This window comes from Niallia sp. FSL K6-0212 (assembly GCF_038007605.1).
Classification (GTDB): Bacteria; Bacillota; Bacilli; order Bacillales; family Cytobacillaceae; genus Niallia; species Niallia circulans.
Genome location: NZ_JBBOXL010000001.1, coordinates 1,407,840 through 1,433,489, shown reverse-complemented (window position 1 = coordinate 1,433,489; position 25,650 = coordinate 1,407,840). Strand labels below are relative to the sequence as shown.

Below are 25,650 nucleotides of genomic sequence, written 5' to 3'. Positions count from 1 at the left end.
TGATTAGCATGCCCTACTCTTTGTGCATTAAGTTACCTTAATGTTTTAAAGTATGACTTACGATTGGCTAATACAACCGGGAGGCATCCGCCGAAAAATCGATAAACCTCCTCCTCGTCAACTAGTTTCGTGTCGTCCATTACTAGTCCAGGCGCTTCAAATTCCTAAAATAACTCCTATCCTCCTTAACAACAGGTTTGCTTTTATTCAAAAAGCAATTTAATCATACCCTACCAAGAATCGTTCCGTCAAATACAATCCTATGACAAAATCGTAAATTTTTATTTCATTAACTGAGGTAGGATACATTCCGACACGAAAAGCGGAAAAAATAATAGGGTAAAAAACATTCCTTCGGAAATGTCTTTCACCCTAATAATGTATTCTATCGTGCTAATTGTGTTCCAAATTGCATAGATATTAGTATAAGTCCCTTATGTGTTTAAGTTTATTCTTCTGGTAAACCCATTTCCTCTTTAACAACTTCGGAAATAACATTCACATAAGCTTCACATAATTCCTCTGTTGGAGCCTCCGCCATCACACGTACAAGTGGCTCTGTTCCAGAAGGACGAACTAAAATCCTTCCATTTCCGTTCATATCTTGTTCCACTTTTGCAATTACTTCTTTTACTTTTTCATTATCTGTTACATGAAATTTATCTGTCACTCTAATATTCACTAATTTTTGCGGAAATTTCTTCATTTCTCCTGCAAGCTCCGATAGCTTTTTCTTTGTTACTTTCATAATATTAACTAATTGCAGCCCAGTTAAAAGACCGTCACCTGTTGTGTTGTAGTCAAGGAAGATAATATGTCCTGACTGTTCTCCACCAAGGTTATAGCCATTATTACGCATTTCTTCGACTACATAACGGTCTCCAACAGCAGTTGGAATGCTCGTAATTGCGTGTTGTTCTAGCGCTTTATAGAAGCCTAAATTACTCATGACAGTAGACACAACTGTATTGTTTTTGAGTCTTCCTGTTTCTTTTAAGTATTTTGCACATATATACATAATTTGATCGCCGTCAACGATATCCCCATTTTCATCAATAGCAATCAAACGATCACCATCACCGTCAAAGGCTAACCCAACATCTGCTTCTTTTTCTAGGACAAATTTAGAAAGCGCCTCAGGGTGTGTAGAACCTACGCCATCATTAATATTTAATCCATTCGGTGATGCGCCCATTGTAGAAATATCCGCATCCAAATCTGCAAACAAATGCATTGCTAAGGAAGAAGTTGCTCCATGTGCACAATCTAATGCAATGTGAATACCTGCAAATTCTTCATCCACTGTTTGTTTTAAGAATTGCAGATACTTCTGACCACCTTCAAAATAGTCATCAACCTGACCAAGATCTGCACCCGTTGGTCTAGGCAGCGTATCTTCTGCTTGATCAATCAGTGCTTCAATTTCTAACTCTTGCTCATCCGATAGTTTAAAACCATCAGGACCAAAAAATTTAATTCCATTATCTGCGACCGGGTTATGCGATGCAGAAATCATTACTCCCGCCTGTGCTCCTAATGCCTTTGTTAAATAAGATACACCTGGTGTAGAGATAACACCTAAGCGCATTACTTCTGCACCAATGGAAAGCAATCCTGCTACAAGCGCTCCTTCCAGCATATGTCCGGAAATACGAGTATCTCGTCCGATTAATACCTTTGGTCTGTCGTGGTCTTTTGTTAGGACGAAACCACCATATCTTCCTAGCTTAAACGCTATTTCTGGTGTTAGTTCACTATTTGCCACACCTCGTACTCCGTCCGTACCGAAATATTTACCCATTTCTATATCGCTCCTTCTAACTAGTATAGATCACGTTTTATGTTAAGCCTCTTTATTTGTAATAGACACACTCGCCGTATTCGTAGCTAGTTCCCAATCTATATTGTCAGGCCCATTTACTTTAATAGGGACTTCGTGCTCCCCATCATCCATTCCTGTTAAATCTATATAGAGATTAAAATCAGAGACACTCAATTCCCTTACCCTATTTTGCTCCCCAGAAATCCGAAGACTTGTACTACTACTTTTTGGTTTAGTAATGGTTGCCTCCAAATCGCTATTTAAGCCTATAATAGTAATAGGTACATTGCTTAACGTTCTTGTTTCTGTTTTTTCTGTCGTCGCGGCTTCCTCTGAATCTTGATTCTCCTGCTCATCCTCTTTCTGTTCTTTTTCTTGTTCTTGCTGTGCTGCTGTTACCTTTACTGTAACCTTTACAAGCTCTGGATCAACAGATGTTACCCCATTGGATATAATGACAGGTAATGTTAATTCTTCATCCTTTTCTATTTTACTTAGGTCAACTTCAACTCTTGTGCTTTCCACATCTTTTAAAACATCTTCTGGACCAGTGATAGTTGCTTCCTTTGTATCCAAAGTTATCGAGTCAATCGTTATACCATCCTGTGGCTTACCTTGTTCCACTATATTTATAGGTACTGTTTTACTCGTTCTTTTGACAGGAATATTCACTTCTACTATTTCTGGTTCCACTTGCACATTTAATTTATTTAAACTACCATCCAATACAGAAACCTTCGCCTGTTGGCTTACTGCCTCATTTGTATTTCCATCAAGATTTACATTTGCCTTTACATAGGCAATTTTTTCAATCTCATCTTTTGCTCCTGTAACCTTAACTGTTTTTGGCTCAATTTTCGGTGTTCCAGCAGCGTATCCCTTCGCAATAGCGTTACTGCTAAATTCTGCTTCTACATTAAATTCTTGAGTAACCTTTTCTTTAACCGTGACTTTTATCGTTTCGGGATCAATCGTTGCCCTAATTTTATCAGATAAGTTCTTTATTTGAAGGGGAACGGTCTTACTTCCTAAATTAGCATTTGCTAAATTAACATATACCTCAAAATCCTTTTTCAATTTAGCCTGCTGTATATGAACCGTTGGACCTCTTAAAGTGACGGTAACTGTTTTCGGTATCCCTGTGACAACTACATTTTCAGTATCATAATAGGCTGTTACCGGAATATCCTCTAAAATAACAGTTTCAGAATCACCTGGAACATTTACATCTGTTGAACTTTCATTGGGATCATATGCATAGGAAAAAAGTAAAAGAGCAAAAGCTAAGGATAAAACTTTTGTAAACCAATTTTTACCTATTACATTATTAAACAATTTACTCATTTTTCTTCCCCTTCCAGCTCCACTTACTAGACGTGGTTTGTTTGGTAGAAGGTGTTATCAAGGCACTAGATAACATTTCTCTAAATGCATCTAGTTTTAATTCTCTGTGCAAATCACCGTTTTTCGTTATGGAGATTGCACCCGTTTCCTCTGAAACAACGACGGTTAAGCTGTCTGTTACTTCACTAATGCCCAGTGCCGCTCTATGTCTAGTTCCCAGCTCTTTTGAAATAAAGGGACTTTCCGATAGAGGAAGGTAACATGCAGCTGCGGCAATATTTGTTTTTTGTATAATAACGGCTCCATCATGCAGTGGAGTATTCGGAATAAAAATATTAATCAATAGCTCTGCAGATATCTTTGAATCAAGCGCTATACCTGTTTCTATGTAATCACTCATTCCTGTTTCTCTTTCAATTGTGATTAACGCACCAATTCTTCGTTTAGCCATATAGTCTACTGCTTTTACAATGGATTCCACTAACTGGGCTTGGAGTTCATGTTCTTGAACAACGGATCGTGAAAAAAACTTCCCTCGCCCCAATTGTTCGAGAGCTCTTCTTAATTCTCCCTGGAAAATAATAATAAGGGCTAATGCACCCCACTGTATTACCTGCTGCATCATCCAGCCTAATGTTTGTAGTTGGAAATAGTCACTTAACATTTTAATAATTAAAATAACAAATATTCCATTCAACAATTGTACCGCTTTTGTCCCACGGATAATTGTAATAATCTTATAAATGACATACCAAACAAGGATAATGTCTACTGTATTCGCTAAATATTTTAAAAAAGGGAAATCTGCAAACGACATTTTCCTTCCTCCAAAGTATATATTTCAAAAGTGACGTTTTGAAGATTTTTCCCTAACTCAAACATGTCAGGAGAAAACCTACAATTATCATATTATAACACAATTCCAATTAATACAAAGAAAAGCATAACCAACTATCTTGAAAACAATTAGATTGTCCATATCAGTAGTATATGTGTCTCCATTGTATTTAAGCCCTATTTTTACTCGAAAGAAAAATACATGTAAAACTAAATAAAAAAACCTGCAATTTAAAATTAAATTGCAGGAAGGCTATTTTTTTGGGTGTTATCCTCATCACTAAATACCCCTGTAATATCCGTTACAGTTTTCTTTATATGGTACCATAACCAATCAAATATCTCGTTTACCTCTTTAATATCACCAGTTACTTGGTTAGCAGAAGCCATATACTTCTTTCCATTGATTACTGTTACATTTCCTTCAACTTGTCCCTCTATTTTAATATCTCCATTACGAACGATCACATCACCTTTTACTGTCTCTCCCTCTGGCACAATAGCTGTATTATTTTCTACTATTATATTTGGCTGTTTCGAAACAGAAAACTGATGATCCTCATTCCATGACGACATTAGACTCGATATCATTAATATAAGGAAAAGGGAAGCAGCAGCAAGCATAGGATGATGACGCAGCCATCGTTTCACTCTGACTTGCTTCTTTTCTTCCGGTAATTTAGCAAGTATATTTTCTGTAAAGTTCATTGGTGCTTGAATGTGAGAAGTACTTTGGACCAGTGCGATAGTTTTTTTCAGTTCATGAAAATGAGTTGCACATTCTTCACACTGATCTAAATGCTTCTTTAATTCTTTTAAATTCTCTTCTTCTATTTCTTCATCAAGATATTGATGCATATAGGAAATAATCTCTGTTGAACAAGTCATATTATTTTCACCTTCTTTATCAGACATACCGTAATTGTTTTCTCAACGCTTCTCTTCCCCTGTGAATACGTGTTTTAACTGTTCCTAAAGGAAGCTCCAGAATTTCACTTATCTCATTTAAAGAAAGTTCTTCGATATATTTTAAAACGATGACTGCTCGATACTTTTCAGGAAGTTTGGAGATTTCCCTTTGTATCATTGCTTGCAGTTCCATACTCTCTACATCTTCCTCAGGCAATTTTCCATCCGAGGAAATTTGCGAGTACATATTTAAGCCGTCTGTACCTGGAACCTCTGCATCAAGATAATAATCTGGTTTCCTTTTTCTTATACGGTCAATGCATAGGTTTGTCGCAATACGATATAGCCATGTTGAAAACTTATATTCCATATTATAGCGATGAACATTCACATATGCACGAATAAAAGCCTCTTGTGCTATATCCTCTGCTTCATGCCTATTCCCCAACATCCGATAACAAATTTGAAACACTTTATCTTTATATAGTTCGATTATGTCACCAAATGCATTTTTATCCCCTTTTAAAACTTGTTGAATCCTTTTTTTTACTAATGCTTCCATCTATTTACCTCCGCTCTAGTGCGGCTAATCGATTTACGAATCGACAGCAGGAAAGGTTTCATTTTTTCTCTAAAAAAATTTTATTTATGTATAAAAAAAATAATATTCTCACTTATATGTAGTGAAAAATCTCCCTATTATGCACATCTATCTTTTTTAGGATACTCATTCTTATTTTAACAAATAATGCCACATAATGTTTAAAATTTTTAGAATTGGTTATAAAAAAAGTAATAATATGCTAAAATCAAGACAAGCAACATTTGAATTTACTACGGCTATATAGATTATGAAGAATTATAAAAACATATAGAGGGTGAAGCAAATGAGTGATAGAAAATTATTAAAAGACATTGAAGAACATCGTGAAATGATGATCTATTTGGCAAACAACACTTCTTTTTCGCACCCAAAAGTTGTTGACTTAAGTACAAAATTAGATTTGTTATTAAATAAATATGAAAAAATATGTAGTGAACTATCTGTTAAATAATAAGATTGCTTTTATCTTGCTTTCAGTCCAATTATCATCTAAAAAGCAGTGCACATCCATGCCTGCTTTTTAGATTTTAATTTATAGTAATTTTTCTCCAAATAGTGAACCCATCAATGCTACAGCTAACGAGGCAGTCTTGTTTCTTTCATCTAATATCGGGTTAACTTCTACAAATTCAGCGGAAGTAATAAGTCCAGACTCCGCTAACATTTCCATAGCTAAATGACTCTCTCTATAACTTATTCCCCCAGGTACTGGTGTTCCAACTCCTGGTGCATCATTTGGATCTAATCCATCTAAGTCTAGAGACAAGTGTACCCCATCTGTTTTTTCCTTTAAATAATCAATCGTACTCTCCATCACCTTCGTCATCCCTAGTCGATCAATTTCATGCATGGTAAAAACTTTTATTCCTAATTCTTTTATAAGCCTGCGCTCACCTTCATCTAAAGATCTAGCTCCTATTATCACTACATGCTCTGGTTTTATTTTAGGAGAGGTTCCTAATATATTGGTCAATAGCTCATGCCCATATCCTAAACTTACAGCCAGTGGCATCCCATGAATATTCCCTGATGGAGAGGTTTCTGCCGTATTTAAATCTCCATGTGCATCATACCAAATGACACCTAAATTGGTGTAATGCTTAGATACTCCAGCAAGTGTCCCAATTGCTATACTATGATCTCCGCCTAAAACAAGAGGAAATGACTTTGATTGAATAATCTTATCAACCATTTCTGCAAGCATTTGATTTTTTTCTGCTATTAAATGAAGATTTCTAAGATTGCTTTGGACATCTATTATGGTTTCTGGTCTTCCTACTGATATATCTCCCCAATCTTCTATAGAGGAAAATAGCTTTGATAATCTTTCAAAAATACCTGCGTAACGGATTGCACTTGGCCCCATATCTACACCTCTGCGCATTTGTCCAAGATCCATCGGCATTCCAATAATAGTCAGCTTTCTCATGAAAATCCTCCCCCATCTCTCCAGTCATATTCTTCTTTTATTGTACCTTCTTCTGAAACAATGACTCAACTCAACATCTTTATGTATATATATGCGAATATTCTATAAATCCCGAGAGGAAACAACAAGAATGCCATGCTTAAAAAGCACAAAAAAACCAAACACGATTGTGTTTGGTTTAAAGAAAGATGAGCCATGGAGGATTCGAACCTCCGACCCTCTGATTAAAAGTCAGATGCTCTACCGACTGAGCTAATGGCTCGTTGGCTGGGCTAGCTGGATTCGAACCAACGAATGACGGAGTCAAAGTCCGTTGCCTTACCGCTTGGCTATAGCCCAAAAATATAAAAAGGACATATAATTAATATTGTCCAATCATAAATGGTGGAGGGGGACGGATTCGAACCGCCGAACCCGAAGGAGCGGATTTACAGTCCGCCGCGTTTAGCCACTTCGCTACCCCTCCGATATTCAAACTAATGACAATTTAAAAAAGTGGTGCCGGCTAGAGGACTTGAACCCCCAACCTACTGATTACAAGTCAGTTGCTCTACCAATTGAGCTAAACCGGCAATAAATTTATAAACTTTTAAGAATCAATGGTGGAGGATGACGGGATCGAACCGCCGACCCTCTGCTTGTAAGGCAGATGCTCTCCCAGCTGAGCTAATCCTCCAAATGGTGACCCATACGGGATTCGAACCCGTGTTACCGCCGTGAAAGGGCGGTGTCTTAACCGCTTGACCAATGGGCCATATTTATTTTCGTAAGCTTCCAACCGGGCTCGAACCGGTGACCTCTTCCTTACCATGGAAGTGCTCTACCTGCTGAGCTATGGAAGCACCTTGGCTAACATATAATAAAAATAATGGCTCCGCAGGTAGGACTCGAACCTACGACCGTTCGGTTAACAGCCGAATGCTCTACCACTGAGCTACTGCGGAATAATGGTATGCCTGGCGACGTCCTACTCTCACAGGGGGAGAACCCCCAACTACCATCGGCGCTGAGAAGCTTAACTTCCGTGTTCGGTATGGGAACGGGTGTGACCTTCTCGCTATCGCCACCAGACTTATTTATCAGACATGTATTATTATACATGTTTTAGATATTTTTTCAAGTGTAATTTCGAAAAATTATTCCCTGAAAACTAGATTATGGTAAGAAGAAAGAAACAAGTAATCATTTTGTCCAGCTTATCGCCGATTAACAGGCGTTTCCGCTTTTCATTTTAGTTAAGTCCTCGATCTATTAGTATCAGTCAGCTCCACATGTCGCCACGCTTCCACCTCTGACCTATCAACCTGATCATCTTTCAGGGATCTTACTAGCTTGCGCTATGGGAAATCTCATCTTGAGGGGGGCTTCATGCTTAGATGCTTTCAGCACTTATCCCTTCCGCACATAGCTACCCAGCGATGCCTTTGGCAAGACAACTGGTACACCAGCGGTGCGTCCATCCCGGTCCTCTCGTACTAAGGACAGCTCCTCTCAAATTTCCTACGCCCACGACGGATAGGGACCGAACTGTCTCACGACGTTCTGAACCCAGCTCGCGTACCGCTTTAATGGGCGAACAGCCCAACCCTTGGGACCGACTACAGCCCCAGGATGCGATGAGCCGACATCGAGGTGCCAAACCTCCCCGTCGATGTGGACTCTTGGGGGAGATAAGCCTGTTATCCCCGGGGTAGCTTTTATCCGTTGAGCGATGGCCCTTCCATGCGGAACCACCGGATCACTAAGCCCGACTTTCGTCCCTGCTCGACTTGTAGGTCTCGCAGTCAAGCTCCCTTGTGCCTTTACACTCTACGAATGATTTCCAACCATTCTGAGGGAACCTTTGGGCGCCTCCGTTACTTTTTAGGAGGCGACCGCCCCAGTCAAACTGCCCACCTGACACTGTCTCCCACCCCGATCAGGGGTGCGGGTTAGAATGTCAATACAGCCAGGGTAGTATCCCACCAATGCCTCCACCGAAGCTGGCGCTCCGGCTTCCAAGGCTCCTACCTATCCTGTACAAGCTGTACCAAAATTCAATATCAGGCTGCAGTAAAGCTCCACGGGGTCTTTCCGTCCTGTCGCGGGTAACCTGCATCTTCACAGGTACTATAATTTCACCGAGTCTCTCGTTGAGACAGTGCCCAGATCGTTACACCTTTCGTGCGGGTCGGAACTTACCCGACAAGGAATTTCGCTACCTTAGGACCGTTATAGTTACGGCCGCCGTTTACTGGGGCTTCAATTCAGAGCTTCGCACTAACGTGCTAACCCCTCCTCTTAACCTTCCAGCACCGGGCAGGTGTCAGCCCCTATACTTCGCCTTGCGGCTTCGCAGAGACCTGTGTTTTTGCTAAACAGTCGCCTGGGCCTATTCACTGCGGCTCTCGCAGGCTTGCACCCGCAAGAGCACCCCTTCTCCCGAAGTTACGGGGTCATTTTGCCGAGTTCCTTAACGAGAGTTCTCTCGCTCACCTTAGGATTCTCTCCTCGCCTACCTGTGTCGGTTTGCGGTACGGGCACCCTAAATCTCGCTAGAGGCTTTTCTTGGCAGTGTGGAATCAGGAACTTCGGTACTATATTTCCCTCGCCGTCACAGCTCCGCTTATGTGGTAATGGGATTTGCCTCATTACCAGCCTAACTGCTTGGACGTGCTAATCCAACAGCACGCTTACCCTATCCTCCTGCGTCCCCCCATTGCTCAAACGATTTAAAGGTGGTACAGGAATATCAACCTGTTGTCCATCGCCTACGCTTTTCAGCCTCGGCTTAGGTCCCGACTAACCCTGAGCGGACGAGCCTTCCTCAGGAAACCTTAGGCATTCGGTGGATGAGATTCTCACTCATCTTTCGCTACTCATACCGGCATTCTCACTTCTAAGCGCTCCACCAGTCCTTACGGTCTAGCTTCAACGCCCTTAGAACGCTCTCCTACCACTGACATCATAGATGTCAATCCACAGCTTCGGTGATACGTTTAGCCCCGGTACATTTTCGGCGCAGAGTCACTCGACCAGTGAGCTATTACGCACTCTTTAAATGGTGGCTGCTTCTAAGCCAACATCCTGGTTGTCTAAGCAACTCCACATCCTTTTCCACTTAACGTATACTTTGGGACCTTAGCTGGTGGTCTGGGCTGTTTCCCTCTTGACCACGGATCTTATCACTCGTAGTCTGACTCCCAAGAATAAGTATTTGGCATTCGGAGTTTGTCTGAATTCGGTAACCCGATGGGGGCCCCTAGTCCAAACAGTGCTCTACCTCCAATACTCTAAATCTTGAGGCTAGCCCTAAAGCTATTTCGGAGAGAACCAGCTATCTCCAAGTTCGATTGGAATTTCTCCGCTACCCACACCTCATCCCCGCACTTTTCAACGTGCGTGGGTTCGGGCCTCCATCCAGTGTTACCTGGACTTCACCCTGGACATGGGTAGATCACCTGGTTTCGGGTCTACAACCACATACTATTTCGCCCTATTCAGACTCGCTTTCGCTGCGGCTCCGTCTCTTCAACTTAACCTCGCATGTAATCGTAACTCGCCGGTTCATTCTACAAAAGGCACGCTATCACCCATAAATGGGCTCTAACTACTTGTAGGCACACGGTTTCAGGATCTATTTCACTCCCCTTCCGGGGTGCTTTTCACCTTTCCCTCACGGTACTGGTTCACTATCGGTCACTAGGGAGTATTTAGCCTTGGGAGATGGTCCTCCCTGCTTCCGACGGGATTTCTCGTGTCCCGCCGTACTCAGGATACACTCAAGAGGGAACGAAGTTTCGACTACAGGGTTTTTACCTTCTACGACTGACCTTTCCAGATCGATTCGTCTACCCCGTTCCTTTGTAACTCCATATAGAGTGTCCTACAACCCCAAGAGGCAAGCCTCTTGGTTTGGGCTAATCCCGTTTCGCTCGCCGCTACTCAGGGAATCGCGTTTGCTTTCTCTTCCTCCGGGTACTTAGATGTTTCAGTTCCCCGGGTCTGCCTTCAGTACCCTATGTATTCAGGTAAAGATTCTATCCCATTACGGATAGAGGGTTTCCCCATTCGGAAATCTCTGGATCAAAGCTTACTTACAGCTCCCCAAAGCATATCGGTGTTAATCCCGTCCTTCATCGGCTCCTAGTGCCAAGGCATCCACCGTGCGCCCTTTCTAACTTAACTTAGTTTCGACCAAAGATAAGCGGCGTATCTCTTCGTCAGCTTCTTCACTCTGCTCCTCACGTACTGTCGTACGCTCCGGTGCTCGTTCGATCGCTTCCTTGACCTACTTGCTTCTCTTTGCTCTCAATCTTTGAAGGAGTATTCGTTTAATACGACTACTTTTCAAAGAAGTAATTCTCTAAAATAGAGAATCTAAGATGGCGATTACTCGGTTTCTTTCTTGGTTCTTACTTTTCATAATCTAGTTTTCAAGGAACAATCAGGCTTATTCAGCCTATCATTTTGAGGAATTACTCCCTCAAAACTGAACAATCAAATCGTCAACAATCTTTGATGGAATGTAAATTCCATTTTCCTTAGAAAGGAGGTGATCCAGCCGCACCTTCCGATACGGCTACCTTGTTACGACTTCACCCCAATCATCTATCCCACCTTAGGCGGCTGGCTCCAAAAGGTTACCCCACCGACTTCGGGTGTTACAAACTCTCGTGGTGTGACGGGCGGTGTGTACAAGGCCCGGGAACGTATTCACCGCGGCATGCTGATCCGCGATTACTAGCGATTCCAGCTTCATGTAGGCGAGTTGCAGCCTACAATCCGAACTGAGAATGGTTTTATGGGATTTGCTCGACCTCGCGGTTTTGCTGCCCTTTGTACCATCCATTGTAGCACGTGTGTAGCCCAGGTCATAAGGGGCATGATGATTTGACGTCATCCCCACCTTCCTCCGGTTTGTCACCGGCAGTCACCTTAGAGTGCCCAACTGAATGCTGGCAACTAAGATCAAGGGTTGCGCTCGTTGCGGGACTTAACCCAACATCTCACGACACGAGCTGACGACAACCATGCACCACCTGTCACTCTGTCCCCCGAAGGGGAACGTCCTATCTCTAGGAGTGTCAGAGGATGTCAAGACCTGGTAAGGTTCTTCGCGTTGCTTCGAATTAAACCACATGCTCCACCGCTTGTGCGGGCCCCCGTCAATTCCTTTGAGTTTCAGCCTTGCGGCCGTACTCCCCAGGCGGAGTGCTTAATGCGTTTGCTGCAGCACTAAAGGGCGGAAACCCTCTAACACTTAGCACTCATCGTTTACGGCGTGGACTACCAGGGTATCTAATCCTGTTTGCTCCCCACGCTTTCGCGCCTCAGCGTCAGTTACAGACCAAAGAGTCGCCTTCGCCACTGGTGTTCCTCCACATCTCTACGCATTTCACCGCTACACGTGGAATTCCACTCTTCTCTTCTGCACTCAAGTCCCCCAGTTTCCAATGACCCTCCACGGTTGAGCCGTGGGCTTTCACATCAGACTTAAAGGACCGCCTGCGCGCGCTTTACGCCCAATAATTCCGGACAACGCTTGCCACCTACGTATTACCGCGGCTGCTGGCACGTAGTTAGCCGTGGCTTTCTGGTTAGGTACCGTCAAGGTACAAGCAGTTACTCTTGTACTTGTTCTTCCCTAACAACAGAGTTTTACGATCCGAAAACCTTCATCACTCACGCGGCGTTGCTCCGTCAGACTTTCGTCCATTGCGGAAGATTCCCTACTGCTGCCTCCCGTAGGAGTCTGGGCCGTGTCTCAGTCCCAGTGTGGCCGATCACCCTCTCAGGTCGGCTACGCATCGTCGCCTTGGTGAGCCGTTACCTCACCAACTAGCTAATGCGCCGCGGGCCCATCTGTAAGTGACAGCGTAAACCGTCTTTCAGCTTTTCCTCATGAGAGGAAAAGGATTATCCGGTATTAGCTCCGGTTTCCCGAAGTTATCCCAGTCTTACAGGCAGGTTGCCCACGTGTTACTCACCCGTCCGCCGCTAACTTTAAAAGCAAGCTTTTAAAGTCCGCTCGACTTGCATGTATTAGGCACGCCGCCAGCGTTCGTCCTGAGCCAGGATCAAACTCTCCAATAAAGAGTTGATTAGCTCATTGCTAAACTCTAGCTTTTTGATACTTTTTTGTTTTACAACATTCGTTATAAAACGATTATTGTTGACGTTTGTTTGTTCAGTTTTCAAAGAGCAATTGATTGGCCGCTCAACAAGCGACTTTATTAATTTAACACACCCAAACCTAAGAGTCAACTACTTTTTTATTTTCTTATTCATTGATTTCTCTCATGTCGAAGTGACGTTTATTAATATACCAAGATAACTATTATTCGTCAACAGTTTTTTTCACATTTTATATTTTTCATCCAACAGTTTACTTTCTGGCAGGATATATGCCAGACATTCTTTAGGGGAAGCCACTCTTTTAAGTAAAATAAATAAATTCTTATACCTTTCAACCATCGCCTTTTTCACAGCAAGATCAATTCTTTTATCTCCTAAATCTAATAAAATTTCATCCAATTCCCTTTTTATTAGATATTCAATCTCTTTTATTTCCTTTTTATTTAATAATAATCCAATCATTACTAATCCTCCTGCTGCATCCATATTTTGGTCTCTGTATTATGTACTAGTTTTTCTTTTTTTATAAAAGTTTTGTCATTATTTTTTTCTTTTCAACATAAATATGAGACGAGCAGTAAAGTGGACGAGGTGACAAACAGATGAATATTTTCTATGTTCTTAACAGTAAATCCTTAAAACAAATGGCATTGATAGTTGTAGTATCCTTCTTCACAGCCTGGTTTTTGTATGTGGAAAATATTGTCCAAATCCCTGTATTTTCTTCAAAGGATGGACCAAAGGCTGTTTATAAAGGGGAAAAGGGAGTTGCACTCACCTTTAATATTGGATGGGGTGACAAAAAAGCAGAACCAATTCTTGATATCTTGAAAGAAAAGAAAGTGAACGCAACATTTTTTCTTGCTGGTTCATGGGCAGAAAGGCATCCTGAATTAGTCAGCAGAATGGTAAAGGAAGGACATGAAATTGGAATACTAGGTTATGACTATGTGGACTATTCTGAAGTAAAAGAAGAAAAAATTCGCCAAGACATATCTAAAGCAAAAACGGCATTTCAAAAATTAAAAGTCGAAAATATTTTATTAGCTAGAGCCCCAACTGGTCATTTCAGCCAATCTACCTTAACTATTGCAGACCAATATGATTATACATTAGTCCACTGGAGCATCGACTCTAAGGATTGGACCAATCCCGGAGCACAACAAATCATTAAAAAAGCTGCTTCAGCTAAAAAAGGGGACATTGTTTTATTACATGCTTCTGATTCTGCCAAACAAACTGCAAAAGCCCTACCAGAGATTATTGGTAAATTACAAAAAAAGAACTTAAAGTTTGTTACTGTTTCAGAAATGATTTCCAACGCTGATTCCAAATCGAAAGAAGTACATTAAATCAAAAAAGCTGTGCCTTAAGTTAGAGGGAATCGATTGAATAAAGATCGAGAAACTCTTTTAGGGTCAGTTTTTTTCTTTCTTATTTCATTATCTTTTCCTTACCATCAGGAATAAAAATTCAAAAAGAATCCATTCTACTTAATAGATATCTTTAATGAAAGAGGTAATTATCATGCTAAAAAAAGGGATTACCCTCCTGTTAGTCATTTCTTTATTAAGCGGATGCTCAGAAAGTGAAAATTCTCAACAAATGGACTATGATCAAACGAAAAAAATGATTGTGGATATATTAAAAACAGATGAAGGGAAAAAAGCTATTCGTGAAGTAATGAACGATGAAGAAATAAAACAAAACTTGGTTATGAATGAAAAAGCAGTAACAAACACAATAGAAAAAACACTTGTTTCTGACAAGGCGGCTGAATTTTGGCAAAAGAAATTCAAAGATCCTGAGTTTGCTGAAACAATGGCAAAAAGCATGAAATCCGAAAATGAAAAATTGATCAAAGACCTAATGAAGGATCCAGGATATCGGAAAATGATGGTCGAGTTGCTGCAAGATCCTTCACTAGAATCAGAAATGAAGAACATTTTAAAAAGCACAGAATATAGAGAGCATGTAGAACAAATCCTCCAAGAAACAATGGAAACACCTGAATTCAAGTCCAAATTTAAAGAATTACTAGATAAAGCTGCGAAAGAAGCCTCTTCCTCTTTATTATCTGAAGAAAATAAAATATAAAAAGAGGTACCTTCAAAGGAAGGTACCTCTTTGCTATGAGCAGTTAGTTTTCTACTCTATCTACTGCCATCTCTAACACTTCTACTATTTGTTCAGCAATCCCCTTATATCTTTCACCAATAGGATGCGTTTCTTTATAGACGGATGGAGCAAAATCCTCTTCATTCCAATCTGGCTGCCCCAATGGCAGTTCTCCAAGTAAGGGTACCTCCAAATCCTTTGCTAATTTCTTTCCTCCCCCCTTGCCAAACACATATTCCTTTTCCCCTGTTAAACGGCTTTCAAAATAAGACATATTTTCTATGACACCTAATATCTCATGTTCTGTTCTTAATGCCATCGCTCCAGCACGTGCTGCAACAAACGCAGCAGTTGGATGAGGTGTTGTTACGATAATTTCTTTACTTGTCGGCAGCATAGAGTGGACATCTAGGGCCACATCACCTGTTCCTGGTGGTAAATCTAATAGGAGATAATCAAGCTCTCCCCATTCTACTTCATCCATAAAGCTTGTCAGCATTTTACCAAGCATTGGCCCTCTCCAGATAATAGGCGTATTATCTTCAACAAAGAATCCCATCGAAATAACTTTAACCCCAAAACGCTCAACCGGAATAATACGCTCCTTTATTACTTCTGGTCTATTCGTGATCCCCATCATATCTGGAACACTAAAACCATAAATGTCAGCATCCAGTAACCCAACTTTTTTCCCCATCCTTGCTAAAGAGACAGCTAAATTTACGGAAACCGTTGATTTTCCTACTCCACCTTTCCCACTAGCAATGGCAATATAAATTGGCTTCTTCTCTTCAGATTCTGTTTCCTTTATTATTTCCTCTACAAGCGCACTAGATAATTCCGTAAAACGTAACCCAACACTTTCTACTCCTCTTTCTTTAAGCGCGCTGACAATTTGATTTTGCAACTCGATTTGATAGGCGGAACCAAGCTTTGCTACAGCAACCTTTAAACTGGCATGCCCTTTTTCTTCATTCCATTTGACATCTTTCACTGCGCTCAGTTCAAGCAATGATTTATGTAAAAAAGGATCGATCATATTCTCCACTATCTTCTCAATTTCTTCTTTTGTTATCATGACGCAATCCCCTTTCCTATTTTTACTAACAGTATAGCATAAAAATAGTTATCGTTTACATTCTGAAGATTCAAACGTTATTACCAGCATTTATTTCCCGGGAATAGAATCGACAAAAATAAGAATAGAGACATGATTCGTCTCTATTCTTGAATTTCAAGTTCCTCTTCATTTGTAAAAAAGCGATTAACCCCTTTATAAATAGACGCTGCTATTTTCTCCTGATAGTCTTCTTTCATAAGATTTGCCTTTTCTTGTGGATTTGATAAGAAACCTACCTCCACTAGCACTCCTGGTCTCTCGGCATATTTAAGTATGTATACACTCTCCAGCGTTTTTGCCTTTCGGGTAGTATTCTCTAAGTTATCAATTAATTCGTCTTGAATAAACTTGGCAGCTCTATCGTTTCCTTCTTGCTTAGAGGAATAGAAGGTTTGTGCTCCACTCCATTTCGATGAAGGGATAGCATTTAAATGAATACTCAAGAATAAATCCGCATCCGATTTATTGATAATGCTTATTCTTTCTTTTAAATCCTCAACTTTTCGATTGCGATAGCCTTTCGTACTTTCACTAGCCAAATCCTTATCCACTTCTCTTGTCATGATGACTAACGCTCCTTGCTCTTGCAGATAATCTCGAAGCTTTAAGGAAACGCTTAAGGCAATATCCTTTTCCAATACCTCATTATCCCCTGCACCACCATCAGGCCCGCCGTGTCCAGGATCAATAATGATTACTTTTCCGGTTAATGGCAAATTCCAGGCATCCCATGAATCATCATTTGAGAAATCAAGTTGCAAAATAAAGAAAAGGAGTGCTAGTCCTAGGATATATATACTTATTTTCCACTTTTTACTCACAGTTAACCTCATTCCCCCCTATGCCCGTCCTTATTCATACTATATGGAGGAATACGAGGTTTTAGAACAGCAAGTCCTTCTTTCAGGTCATAACAAAAAGATGGCATCCTCATGCCATCTTTCAATGTAAGCGAAGCTTTCTTCTCTTATTCGCTTTCATATAACCTTCCAGCCACCATTCATCAACAAATTGTTCGCATAAATAGTAAAGGGATTCATTTTTATTGCTTTCCTCACTGCCCCAATAAAGAAGAAAATGATAAAGTGTTTCTTTTAAATGAACATCTTCTTCCTTGCATCTATTTTTTATAGCTTGAATTTCTTCGCCATATTCACTAAATTTACTGTAATTCGCTCCTAAAAGAAAGGCCTCTATTGCCACATCATAACATGCCTCTTCTATACCACTGTTCATTAAGATACTAGAAGTAAGGTTAGAGGAGCCAAAATAGTGAGCTACCTTTTCTTTTAATTCTTTAACGGATATTTCCTTAAGAACTGCTCTTTCATATTTTATTTGTTTCTCGCGTTTTTTTATATCAAAGCTTGTAATGACTGCCAATTGATTTCACCTCTTGCTGTTATTTTTCAACCAACAAGATGAGACGATACTAGTCTAACAAACCTTTTAGCATCCAATTAAAAGAATAGTTGCTATTTCAGTGCTTTCTTACCATTTTCATCTTCGTTGTTCTCTATATAACCTTTTACATGTATGTCACGCAGTCGCTTATTATACCAATGATAAAATTCACTAGCATCTGAAGCTGGAACATCGATTAAATCCGTTTGCTCAATCGGCTGCGATCGATTGATGAATTCAATAGTGGCAAGACCAAAATTCCTCTGTAACCGGGATCTCTTCACATTAACTTCCATAACCTTTGCTCTTTTTGTCAAAATTAATGTTGATTGCAGGGTCCCCTTCTTCACTTGAATAAATTCTTCATTTTGGATGTACCTGCTATTAAAGTAATCCAATACTCTCAACAAATAAATCCAAATAAACAATAATATCGCCATATACCATATCTCTGGCTTCCAATAGACAAGACCAATTGCTGCGATTATCCCAAAATAACTAGGTCTAAGCAGTCTGGCATATAGAGCTTTCTTAGGCAGCTTCTTCATTTGCTTTTTCAATCGATACGCCGGCAGAATCTTTTCTATGATTTCATATGCTTGGTCCACTGGCATATATGGGAACAAGGAATTTACCTCTAAATCTTCATCCCCGATATCCCCGGCACTCACCAATTTCACCTCAGCTATTTTCAAAAGTCTTTGCATTGGAAGTTGGATCACTTTCACCGCCTGCACTTTCTCCTTTTGAATGGAAAAGGACGTTTCGGAAACTAGCCCTTTTTTTATATAAATCTTATCCTTATCAGAGGATATTTGAAAACGGCCATATTTCCAGAAGGTCACACCAAGACCAAATAGAACCCCTATAATCAAAAGAGCAATGCTTACGCCAATTATCATCCAGATATGATCCAATAGATAAGTAAGAACCTTACTTGTCTCCACTTCCATTTGAAAGATTGATTCTATATTGGAGAAAAAAGAAATTAATAATGGAATTAGCGCTAAAAAGCTCAAAGAAGAAAAAGAAGCCTTCACTAAGTCTCTTCTTGTTACCTGAAAGTGAACCGTTCTTTCGCTTCCAGCAACTGTTTTAGCTTCTTCTCCGTCTCCTGCTGAGACATTTTCCGGTTGATGGATATAAGACTCTAACCAATCTGCCTCTTTCTTGCGAATAACTGTTAAAGGTATCGAACTAGAATCTCCGGTCTCTCCTGTTTCCAATGTTAAGGAAGTTAGGTGGAGCCCTTTATGAAAAACAGAGGTGTGTCGATGTATATTTTGAATTTTATAAAAGGGGATTACTCGATGCGACTTTGTAAAAACCCCAGACCTTATATGTAGCGCTTCCTCTTCTACTGAATAAGTATGTGTAAACCAATCCAGTATGATGCTAAAAAGCTGCACAATTGCATAGAGGAGAAAGAGAACTTGGAATATCTTCATATACATTTTTTCAGATCCAAAATGTGACACAAATAAAATAATAAATAAGAAAAAATTACTTTTTACAAATCCAACTATATCAAAAACTATTTTAATCGGATGCTGCCGCTTCCTGATACCTTCCATTACTCCACTTCCTTAATCTTTGCAAAATGAGCAATTTGATCACGTAAACGATAAGCCTCTTCCTTTGGAATGGCAGGAATTTCATGCGAAGTGCCCATCGTCCCCACCGTTATGGAATATAATTGATATTTCCTTTGCAGTGGTCCTTGTGTTAATTCAACCGACTGTACTTTTGTCATCGGGATTAATTGATGATTCTCGACCATTACTCCCCATTTCAGTTGAATAAACTCTTCACTGACGTCATAACGCCAATAACGCTGTTTTAATGGCGGTGCAATAAAAATTCCCCATAATGCCGCCAAGATTGTTAATACGCCAAGACCTATAATGATTGGACCTATCCACGCCTTCCATGAAAAATAGAAATAGAGGAAGTAGCAGACACCCAATACCACAAGAATCGTACTATTAGATATCACCTCCGATATCCGCCATACTTTCACAGCCTCTTTAGATACTTTTTTTGTTGGTTCAGGGATAGAAAAATACATGTAAACACGCTCCTTAAATATTCTACTTATCTACGTTGCTTTAATGAAAAAAGTTTCCTCCAATGACAAAAAAATCTCCTTTTTCAAGGAGATTTCTTTATCATATTGACCTATGACCACGCATCCAAGCTTTTAGCTCTGTAAGAGAAGGAGTCTCATCCTCTTACTGCCACATAATTTCTTATCGTAACATCCTCGTATTTTTTTTCAAAGGGAGAGAAGAAAATGATAAAGTACTTAAAACTTATAGCTATACTTGCGACAATGTCATTTATTCTCATAGCCTGCAGTAATGATAAAAGTAAAATCAAGAGCAACTCGGAAAATAGCTCTATAGAAGAAAAACAGAATAACTCAGATGAGGATGACAACCAAGCAAGTGAACCAGATGATACAACAGCTGAGTCAGAAGGGAATAAAACCGACAGTAATGAGTTTAACGATAAACCTTCAAATAATAATAGTTCTAATAATCAGCCAGAAGAAAAAAAAGGGTAGTATATTATCTGCCTATTCTTCTAAAGAGATTGAGTATGCTCGCGTTTGGTTACAACTTATTAAAAAGGGGGATATTGAAGAATTACGCGTTCAGCATATTGCAGCTGGAGAACCAGTAAATCCTTAGGGTGAGAATAGTGTCCAATATCTGAAAGACATTATATCGTTATCAGGGAAAACAATGGCTGATGGTGCCATCACATAAGCGGGAATGGGGATGGCACCATCAATAAATATGATATTCCTTCCCATTAGCCGACTGCAGAACAAATAAAAGAACCTATGCAGGAATATACGAAAAACATTATTGAGTATCCAAAGGAAATCTATATTCAACCTGGTAATGACGAAGAAGTCGAAAAATTGATAAAATAATTAAAACTGAATTCTAAAAGAATCCACTGATAATAGAATACTCTATTCACATACACGCAACCCTGTTCTGTCTACTTGTTTCCCGGTAATTAAAGTAGATAAGAACGGCAAGTTGCGTGCTAGCATTTAGCATTCCGAATGTATTAAAACTAACTTTAATTTAATAAATTTGCAGTAATGCTGCCCTTTAAAGGGAGGTTAACCCTTCTTATATCAACGCACTCGTTTGTTAAAGTGGAAATCTCTATAATTATAATTAGTTGCCGACTTTTAAAAGTCCCAATCTAAATTCCTCCTCTAAATCGGCTAGCCTCATTAACTTCTCCGATATACCTTTCCAATCTTTATTTACAGACATAGAATGACACATCCCAAGAACCCTAGCCTGTTCAATCTTCAACTCTGATAGACGTGAATGCCTATCTTTAAAATACACTGCATAATCGTTGGCTCTTCTTGCACTTAATTGGAAAAGGAAGAATGTTGTATGCCCTATAGTATCAGCTGTAATAGGGGCATTTAATAACTGATCCGCATAAAAACAAATTGCTTCCCTTCCAATTAACCCTATATCCGCTTTTTCGAATTCCCGATAAGTTCTCTTAAAGTAATCAATTGCTCTCTCATATATTTCGTTATTGTCTAATGTGACAACCTTTTTTGCTGTAGACCAATATTTATTGATTCCCTTCCTATATGGAATCCCTTCCGCCATCCAAGCCTTCTTAAATTGGTCCAGTGATAATGGAACAAATGGAAAGCCAGCTGGATCTTGTACATAAATATTTTTATTATCCATTTGATAAGCTAGCACATAATGGTCTGAACCATGTAAATTTTTATGATTCGGATGGTATGTTAGCTCCCCCATATCTAAAGGGCCTAGAATGACAGGGTTTTGTTTGATTTGCTTTTTTAACAACGTAAATGAGTCATCTAAGTCACTAGCTTGCTGATGCTCTTCTGCAGTAAATCCAAGGATGTTTAGAGCATAATTGATACCATCATCGGGATCTCTCATACTAAAAAAAAGGTTTTTTTCATTTTCTATCATGGCACCTAATCCAACACCAGTTAATACTTCTACAAGTTGAGGAGATACATTTTCTCCTATTGATGAAAGAAACATTGCAGTTGAATTTGAATAACAGTAATGGCCATTTCCTATATACATTAACATCACCTCCGAGTAGATAAGTTGATCTTACAATTTTGAAAATTGAAAAACAACATCAAACGTTATAATATTTCTTCTTGTATATCTTTTGTTTTGCCTTCTCGTCAAACTTCTTCGAGCTGTATACTTATACAATCTTGTATCGATAAAAATAAGGAAACTTCAGTATGAGAAATGGGATGCAACATGGAGAACTGCTAGCAATACAACCATAGTTAGACATTTAATTAGTTCTACTTTTGATATCACTTCGTTAAAAACACAAAATGCAAAATGTGATGTTTCTATTTGCCCATGATATAGATATTACCTATGTATCGAAACGTTTAGGACACAAAAATATTCAAACCACACCAAAATTATTATTTGGAATTAATGCAAAAAAGCACCAGCAAGCTGCTATATAATTATAACTGTGTCGGCATCCGGTAAATTCGCAGAATTATCACTTGATTTTGTTAAAAGTTTGCGAGGATATAAATTCTTAATAACTGGTAATCAGGACAAGAGTATAAAAATTGCTTATGAAAATATATTTTATATAAGCAAAAATAGCATTTCAAATGACTATCTTAGTATTTATGGAAAATATGGTATTACCTATATTTTAGATTTAATTTCTATGCAATATTTATTTTTATATGCTTAATTGATTTATTAATAATAAAACCTCCTTGTAATAAGTTTTCTGACAAGAAAATTTGGCTACAAGGAGGTGATAAGTATCCTATATTCAATTACATTACATGACTTTTTAAACTACTTTACGAAGAATCTTAAATTCAGCCATTATGATTGTAACAAAATGCAAGTTTTTTATTTAATAGATACGGTCTTAGATAAGCAACCGTACTGCATAATGGTAAAACATCATTACTCAATTTAATTCCAAGGAAATCATTAATATATTCTTTTCTTTTTTGAATCCTCATCCAAAGTTCAGGATAACTTTTTCTTATATCCTCTTTTAATGCATCGTCAGCTAGTGCAATTGTACTTTCAGCTGATACTCCATCATATCCAGCGACACGTGGTATTATATCAGTTTGAAAAATCATTCCGCTTTTAATAATTTCATCCGAGTTCTCATAAATCGGAGAGGCCAGCCACTCTTCATCAGCCGTCAAGTGTCCTGGGCATAGCTCCCAATGAAACACTTCTTTAGGAAGAACAGAATTAATAAAGCTATACATGTCCCCACCAGACATCCCAATTCGAATATTCTCAAGCCATGCTACAATAGCAGTGTAATAAGGAGCAGCTAAGTCTTCTACATAATTTTTTTTACTTTCTGGTAACTCAGAGCGTTCCATAACAGCATATCCTGCCCTACTGGATAATCCTCCTTTGTATCCCACAGTTAAAGAAATGGCATCTCCTTTCGTCACCTTTTTAGACATAGGGTATAAATTTCCCTTTTCAAATCTTTTACCCGTGGATGCTATCGTCACTACACTATTTCTTTGGCCTAAATCATTCAGTTCTTTACCTAGTTCCATTTCAGAGACACCAACATCTAATTTATTTATAGTACGCAAGATGCAATCCGACGCAAGAGATGCTCCAAACTCATAGTGTGCTATTTCATTTGCATTATTCACTCTCCGTACTCCACGGTTTCCAGCAATGAAAATATCTGTTCTATTAGTTAGGGAACCCTCCTTCCCAACAATATCTCTGATCGTATCCACAATAAAAGAAGGTGTATCAAAGAAATTTCGATTATTCTCAACTTTACTTGTGAAGTGCTTCCACCCCACTAAACCAATTTTCATCGATTCTCGGATTCCTGCTTTAAGAAAGACGCTTGAAAATGGAGTATCTGGTTCCATAGGCTGATTCGGTAAGGAAAAGTGCGGGCAATGTATTCCTTGGGCTGGAATTCTAGAGTATTGTGCCTTATTAAAGTTTTCATTTCCTAAGATTAGAAAGGCATTGCCTTTAGAGTGAAGAACCAATATAGCTTCTTCAAATCTTGGAACAAATCCCACTAAATATTCAAAGTTCCCACCATGTTCAAGATCTGCATATACCAATAACGCATCAAGCCCATCCATTCTCATCTCTTGCAATACATTTTCATATCTAGTCTTTATCGTTTCATCATCGATTAATAACGGTTCTCTACTGCAATCAGGCATTGGTGCTTCGATTTCTCTCAACTGTACATTTCTTGATTTATACTTCATATGTATATCCTTTCTCCATTTACTTTATTAGTAACAGTAAGTTTCTACTATAATACATTTTGCATATTCAATCATGCCCCGCTGCATGTCCATTTATCTACCATTTATTTTTTATTATTAAAAGTGACTATTTACTGTAACTGCCAAGATTGTCTCTTTAACTATAGTAATCTTTCCTGCCTATAAAAAGAGACCTTTTTGACTTCAATCAATACCTACCCTTTCCGCTACTTCCGGCTTAGCATTTGAATGCCAAATTAGACGCATGCCCTTGCCATCTTCATCGCTCTGAAACTCAAGTTCTGTAGCCGTTTGTTCCTCATAGTAGCATGTTGATGATAATGGCAGTAACTTTAGCAACATCCCATTTTCCATCCTCATATATAACTTGCCCTGCTCTACAAATACATCTAAATCAGAAGGATCTCCCTGTTCATTTGCAAATCTGTATTTTCCAAGCAATATCTCAGCATTTTTCAGATCAAGTGGAATGATTATCTTACTCTCTAAAGGCTTTGGTACCGTGTAAGCCTCCCCGCTCATAATCTGTTCAATGCTATTTACCAGCTGCTGTGTATAAGCATGATCCCGCTCGCCATTTTGCAGCATAATCAATGTGATATCACGCTCAATATAACGTTTAAACAATGTCGAGTATCCTGGCCAACCTCCACTGTGGTGGACGCTTTTCCCAAATCGCTCATCATCCTCGAGCAGCCAACCCATTCCATAATCAAATGACTCACCATTATTCATCATAACTGGAGAAAAAATCAACTGGCGCACGATCGGACTAATAAAATTATCATCATATAGGGCCATATCCAGTCGCAATAAGTCATCAGCAGTACTGTTGACCATCCCATCTCCTTGTAACCCATCTAAATATTTTACATAATTCAGTTCCGGAATATCATCAGGCAATACATATCCATCATGTTCAATTCTATAAACATACCCAAAAGCGTAATCATTTGGAACATCCCTTAGATCGACTCGACGATTATAGACCAGCGTTCGCTTCATCCGGAGAGGTTGAAAGATTTGTTCGTCCAAAAAGTCGCCGTAACTCTGACCACTTATCCGCTCTATGAGGATAGCTAGCAAAATATAACCAGTGTTGCTGTACAGCCAGTGCTCATTAGGAGCAAACAACGGCTCTGGCTGATGCTCAATCAGCATACGCAACACATCCTCATTGCAAGCATAACGCATAGGATCCCATTTCTTTGCAAATAACTCCATATAATCAGGTAAGCCCGATGTATGACAGAGTAAATGACGTACTGTAATTCCTGGATACGGCAGTTCAGGAATCCAGTTAGCTATCGGATCATCCCAATCCAATTTCCCCTGTTGCTGCAAAAAGACAATACCTAGAGCAGTAATTGGTTTGGAAACAGAGGCCAGCTCGAACATAGAGCCTATCGTCAAGCGGCGGGCGCTACTATCATTGTATTCCGCTATCCCTATCGCTTCACATAACACTTTTTCCCCTTGAACAGCTACAAGAACCACACCATTGAAAATTTCTTGCTTTTTAACCTCTGTAAATAATGATGTGAATTGCTGCACCAACTCTTCTTTTTTCATTATTTTTCCACCTCAATTTATAATGATTTAAACAATTTGTCGCCTT

19 protein-coding genes, 8 tRNA genes and 3 rRNA genes are annotated in these 25,650 nt (G+C 39.3%); 4 read left to right on the top strand and 26 right to left on the bottom strand.

Annotated features, from left to right (window positions below; translation table 11 throughout):
• Nucleotides 1-448: 448 nt before the first annotated feature.
• From glmM to sigW, 5 genes are all read right to left on the bottom strand, one after another.
• Nucleotides 449-1,801: a phosphoglucosamine mutase gene (gene glmM, locus MHH96_RS06735; RefSeq protein WP_047943949.1), complete on the bottom strand. Its 1,353-nt coding sequence runs from the start codon at nt 1,799-1,801 to the stop codon at nt 449-451.
• 42 nt (nt 1,802-1,843) lie between these two features.
• The gene (locus MHH96_RS06730) at nt 1,844-3,166 is read right to left on the bottom strand and encodes a CdaR family protein (protein ID WP_047943947.1); all 1,323 of its coding nucleotides are present in this window, start codon (nt 3,164-3,166) and stop codon (nt 1,844-1,846) included.
• Nucleotides 3,159-3,983: a diadenylate cyclase CdaA gene (cdaA, locus tag MHH96_RS06725; protein ID WP_047943946.1), complete on the bottom strand. Its 825-nt coding sequence runs from the start codon at nt 3,981-3,983 to the stop codon at nt 3,159-3,161. The genes MHH96_RS06730 and cdaA overlap by 8 nt, the downstream gene beginning before the upstream one ends.
• A gap of 257 nt (nt 3,984-4,240) precedes the next feature.
• Nucleotides 4,241-4,891, bottom strand: coding sequence for an anti-sigma factor family protein (locus tag MHH96_RS06720; RefSeq protein ID WP_047944013.1), 651 nt, complete (start codon nt 4,889-4,891; stop codon nt 4,241-4,243).
• A gap of 19 nt (nt 4,892-4,910) precedes the next feature.
• Nucleotides 4,911-5,474 carry an RNA polymerase sigma factor SigW gene (gene sigW / locus MHH96_RS06715; RefSeq protein ID WP_047943945.1) on the bottom strand — a complete coding sequence of 188 codons (564 nt, stop codon included), beginning with the start codon at nt 5,472-5,474 and terminating at the stop codon, nt 4,911-4,913.
• Between the two features lie 325 nt (nt 5,475-5,799).
• On the opposite strand from sigW, the gene MHH96_RS06710 reads away from it, so the two are divergent.
• Nucleotides 5,800-5,967, top strand: a complete 168-nt coding sequence (locus tag MHH96_RS06710; protein WP_082138414.1) for an aspartyl-phosphate phosphatase Spo0E family protein — start codon at nt 5,800-5,802, stop codon at nt 5,965-5,967.
• An 81-nt stretch (nt 5,968-6,048) separates the two neighbouring features.
• Here MHH96_RS06710 and rocF read toward each other — a convergent pair whose 3' ends face one another.
• The 13 genes from rocF to MHH96_RS06645 form a co-directional block, all read right to left on the bottom strand.
• Nucleotides 6,049-6,945, bottom strand: a complete 897-nt coding sequence (gene rocF / locus MHH96_RS06705; protein ID WP_047943944.1) for an arginase — start codon at nt 6,943-6,945, stop codon at nt 6,049-6,051.
• A gap of 189 nt (nt 6,946-7,134) precedes the next feature.
• A tRNA-Lys gene (locus tag MHH96_RS06700) sits at nt 7,135-7,207 on the bottom strand.
• Between the two features lie 2 nt (nt 7,208-7,209).
• Nucleotides 7,210-7,284, bottom strand: a tRNA-Gln gene (locus MHH96_RS06695).
• A gap of 43 nt (nt 7,285-7,327) precedes the next feature.
• A tRNA-Tyr gene (locus MHH96_RS06690) sits at nt 7,328-7,411 on the bottom strand.
• 30 nt (nt 7,412-7,441) lie between these two features.
• A tRNA-Thr gene (locus MHH96_RS06685) sits at nt 7,442-7,517 on the bottom strand.
• A gap of 28 nt (nt 7,518-7,545) precedes the next feature.
• Nucleotides 7,546-7,621 (bottom strand) — tRNA-Val (locus MHH96_RS06680).
• A 3-nt stretch (nt 7,622-7,624) separates the two neighbouring features.
• Nucleotides 7,625-7,699: transfer RNA gene (locus tag MHH96_RS06675), tRNA-Glu, on the bottom strand.
• A gap of 15 nt (nt 7,700-7,714) precedes the next feature.
• Nucleotides 7,715-7,787: transfer RNA gene (locus tag MHH96_RS06670), tRNA-Thr, on the bottom strand.
• 27 nt (nt 7,788-7,814) lie between these two features.
• A tRNA-Asn gene (locus MHH96_RS06665) sits at nt 7,815-7,889 on the bottom strand.
• A 10-nt stretch (nt 7,890-7,899) separates the two neighbouring features.
• A 5S ribosomal RNA gene (rrf, locus tag MHH96_RS06660) occupies nt 7,900-8,016 on the bottom strand.
• Between the two features lie 160 nt (nt 8,017-8,176).
• Nucleotides 8,177-11,112: ribosomal RNA gene (locus tag MHH96_RS06655) — 23S ribosomal RNA — on the bottom strand.
• A gap of 360 nt (nt 11,113-11,472) precedes the next feature.
• Nucleotides 11,473-13,020: ribosomal RNA gene (locus MHH96_RS06650) — 16S ribosomal RNA — on the bottom strand.
• Together the 16S, 23S and 5S rRNA genes with 8 tRNA genes alongside form the textbook arrangement of a ribosomal RNA operon.
• A gap of 264 nt (nt 13,021-13,284) precedes the next feature.
• Entirely contained in the window at nt 13,285-13,524 is a 240-nt protein-coding gene (locus MHH96_RS06645; RefSeq protein ID WP_047943748.1) for a hypothetical protein, read from the bottom strand.
• 140 nt (nt 13,525-13,664) lie between these two features.
• On the opposite strand from MHH96_RS06645, the gene pdaB reads away from it, so the two are divergent.
• Nucleotides 13,665-14,414, top strand: a complete 750-nt coding sequence (gene pdaB / locus MHH96_RS06640) for a polysaccharide deacetylase family sporulation protein PdaB (RefSeq protein WP_047943747.1) — start codon at nt 13,665-13,667, stop codon at nt 14,412-14,414.
• 175 nt (nt 14,415-14,589) lie between these two features.
• Nucleotides 14,590-15,159, top strand: a complete 570-nt coding sequence (gene gerD / locus MHH96_RS06635; protein WP_047943746.1) for a spore germination lipoprotein GerD — start codon at nt 14,590-14,592, stop codon at nt 15,157-15,159.
• Between the two features lie 43 nt (nt 15,160-15,202).
• Here gerD and MHH96_RS06630 read toward each other — a convergent pair whose 3' ends face one another.
• The 5 genes from MHH96_RS06630 to MHH96_RS06610 form a co-directional block, all read right to left on the bottom strand.
• On the bottom strand, nt 15,203-16,258 hold the full coding sequence (locus MHH96_RS06630; RefSeq protein ID WP_047943745.1) for a P-loop NTPase: 1,056 nt from the start codon (nt 16,256-16,258) through the stop codon (nt 15,203-15,205).
• 143 nt (nt 16,259-16,401) lie between these two features.
• Nucleotides 16,402-17,121: an N-acetylmuramoyl-L-alanine amidase CwlD gene (gene cwlD / locus MHH96_RS06625; RefSeq protein WP_047943750.1), complete on the bottom strand. Its 720-nt coding sequence runs from the start codon at nt 17,119-17,121 to the stop codon at nt 16,402-16,404.
• 121 nt (nt 17,122-17,242) lie between these two features.
• Entirely contained in the window at nt 17,243-17,683 is a 441-nt protein-coding gene (locus tag MHH96_RS06620; protein WP_047943744.1) for a DUF2521 family protein, read from the bottom strand.
• A gap of 92 nt (nt 17,684-17,775) precedes the next feature.
• A complete protein-coding gene (locus tag MHH96_RS06615) occupies nt 17,776-19,278 on the bottom strand; it encodes a PH domain-containing protein (RefSeq protein WP_047943743.1) in 1,503 nt (500 codons plus the stop codon).
• Nucleotides 19,278-19,772 carry a PH domain-containing protein gene (locus MHH96_RS06610; protein WP_061800903.1) on the bottom strand — a complete coding sequence of 165 codons (495 nt, stop codon included), beginning with the start codon at nt 19,770-19,772 and terminating at the stop codon, nt 19,278-19,280. The genes MHH96_RS06615 and MHH96_RS06610 overlap by 1 nt, the downstream gene beginning before the upstream one ends.
• A gap of 225 nt (nt 19,773-19,997) precedes the next feature.
• On the opposite strand from MHH96_RS06610, the gene MHH96_RS06605 reads away from it, so the two are divergent.
• A complete protein-coding gene (locus MHH96_RS06605) occupies nt 19,998-20,270 on the top strand; it encodes a hypothetical protein (RefSeq protein WP_061800904.1) in 273 nt (90 codons plus the stop codon).
• Nucleotides 20,271-20,901: 631 nt separating this feature from the next.
• On the opposite strand, the gene MHH96_RS06600 is transcribed toward MHH96_RS06605, so the two are convergent.
• The 3 genes from MHH96_RS06600 to MHH96_RS06590 form a co-directional block, all read right to left on the bottom strand.
• Nucleotides 20,902-21,825, bottom strand: coding sequence for a BtrH N-terminal domain-containing protein (locus MHH96_RS06600; RefSeq protein ID WP_144546879.1), 924 nt, complete (start codon nt 21,823-21,825; stop codon nt 20,902-20,904).
• Between the two features lie 779 nt (nt 21,826-22,604).
• The gene (locus MHH96_RS06595) at nt 22,605-24,011 is read right to left on the bottom strand and encodes a M24 family metallopeptidase (RefSeq protein WP_061800906.1); all 1,407 of its coding nucleotides are present in this window, start codon (nt 24,009-24,011) and stop codon (nt 22,605-22,607) included.
• Nucleotides 24,012-24,215: 204 nt separating this feature from the next.
• Nucleotides 24,216-25,604, bottom strand: coding sequence for a serine hydrolase domain-containing protein (locus MHH96_RS06590; protein ID WP_061800907.1), 1,389 nt, complete (start codon nt 25,602-25,604; stop codon nt 24,216-24,218).
• Between the last annotated feature and the right edge of the window lie 46 nt (nt 25,605-25,650).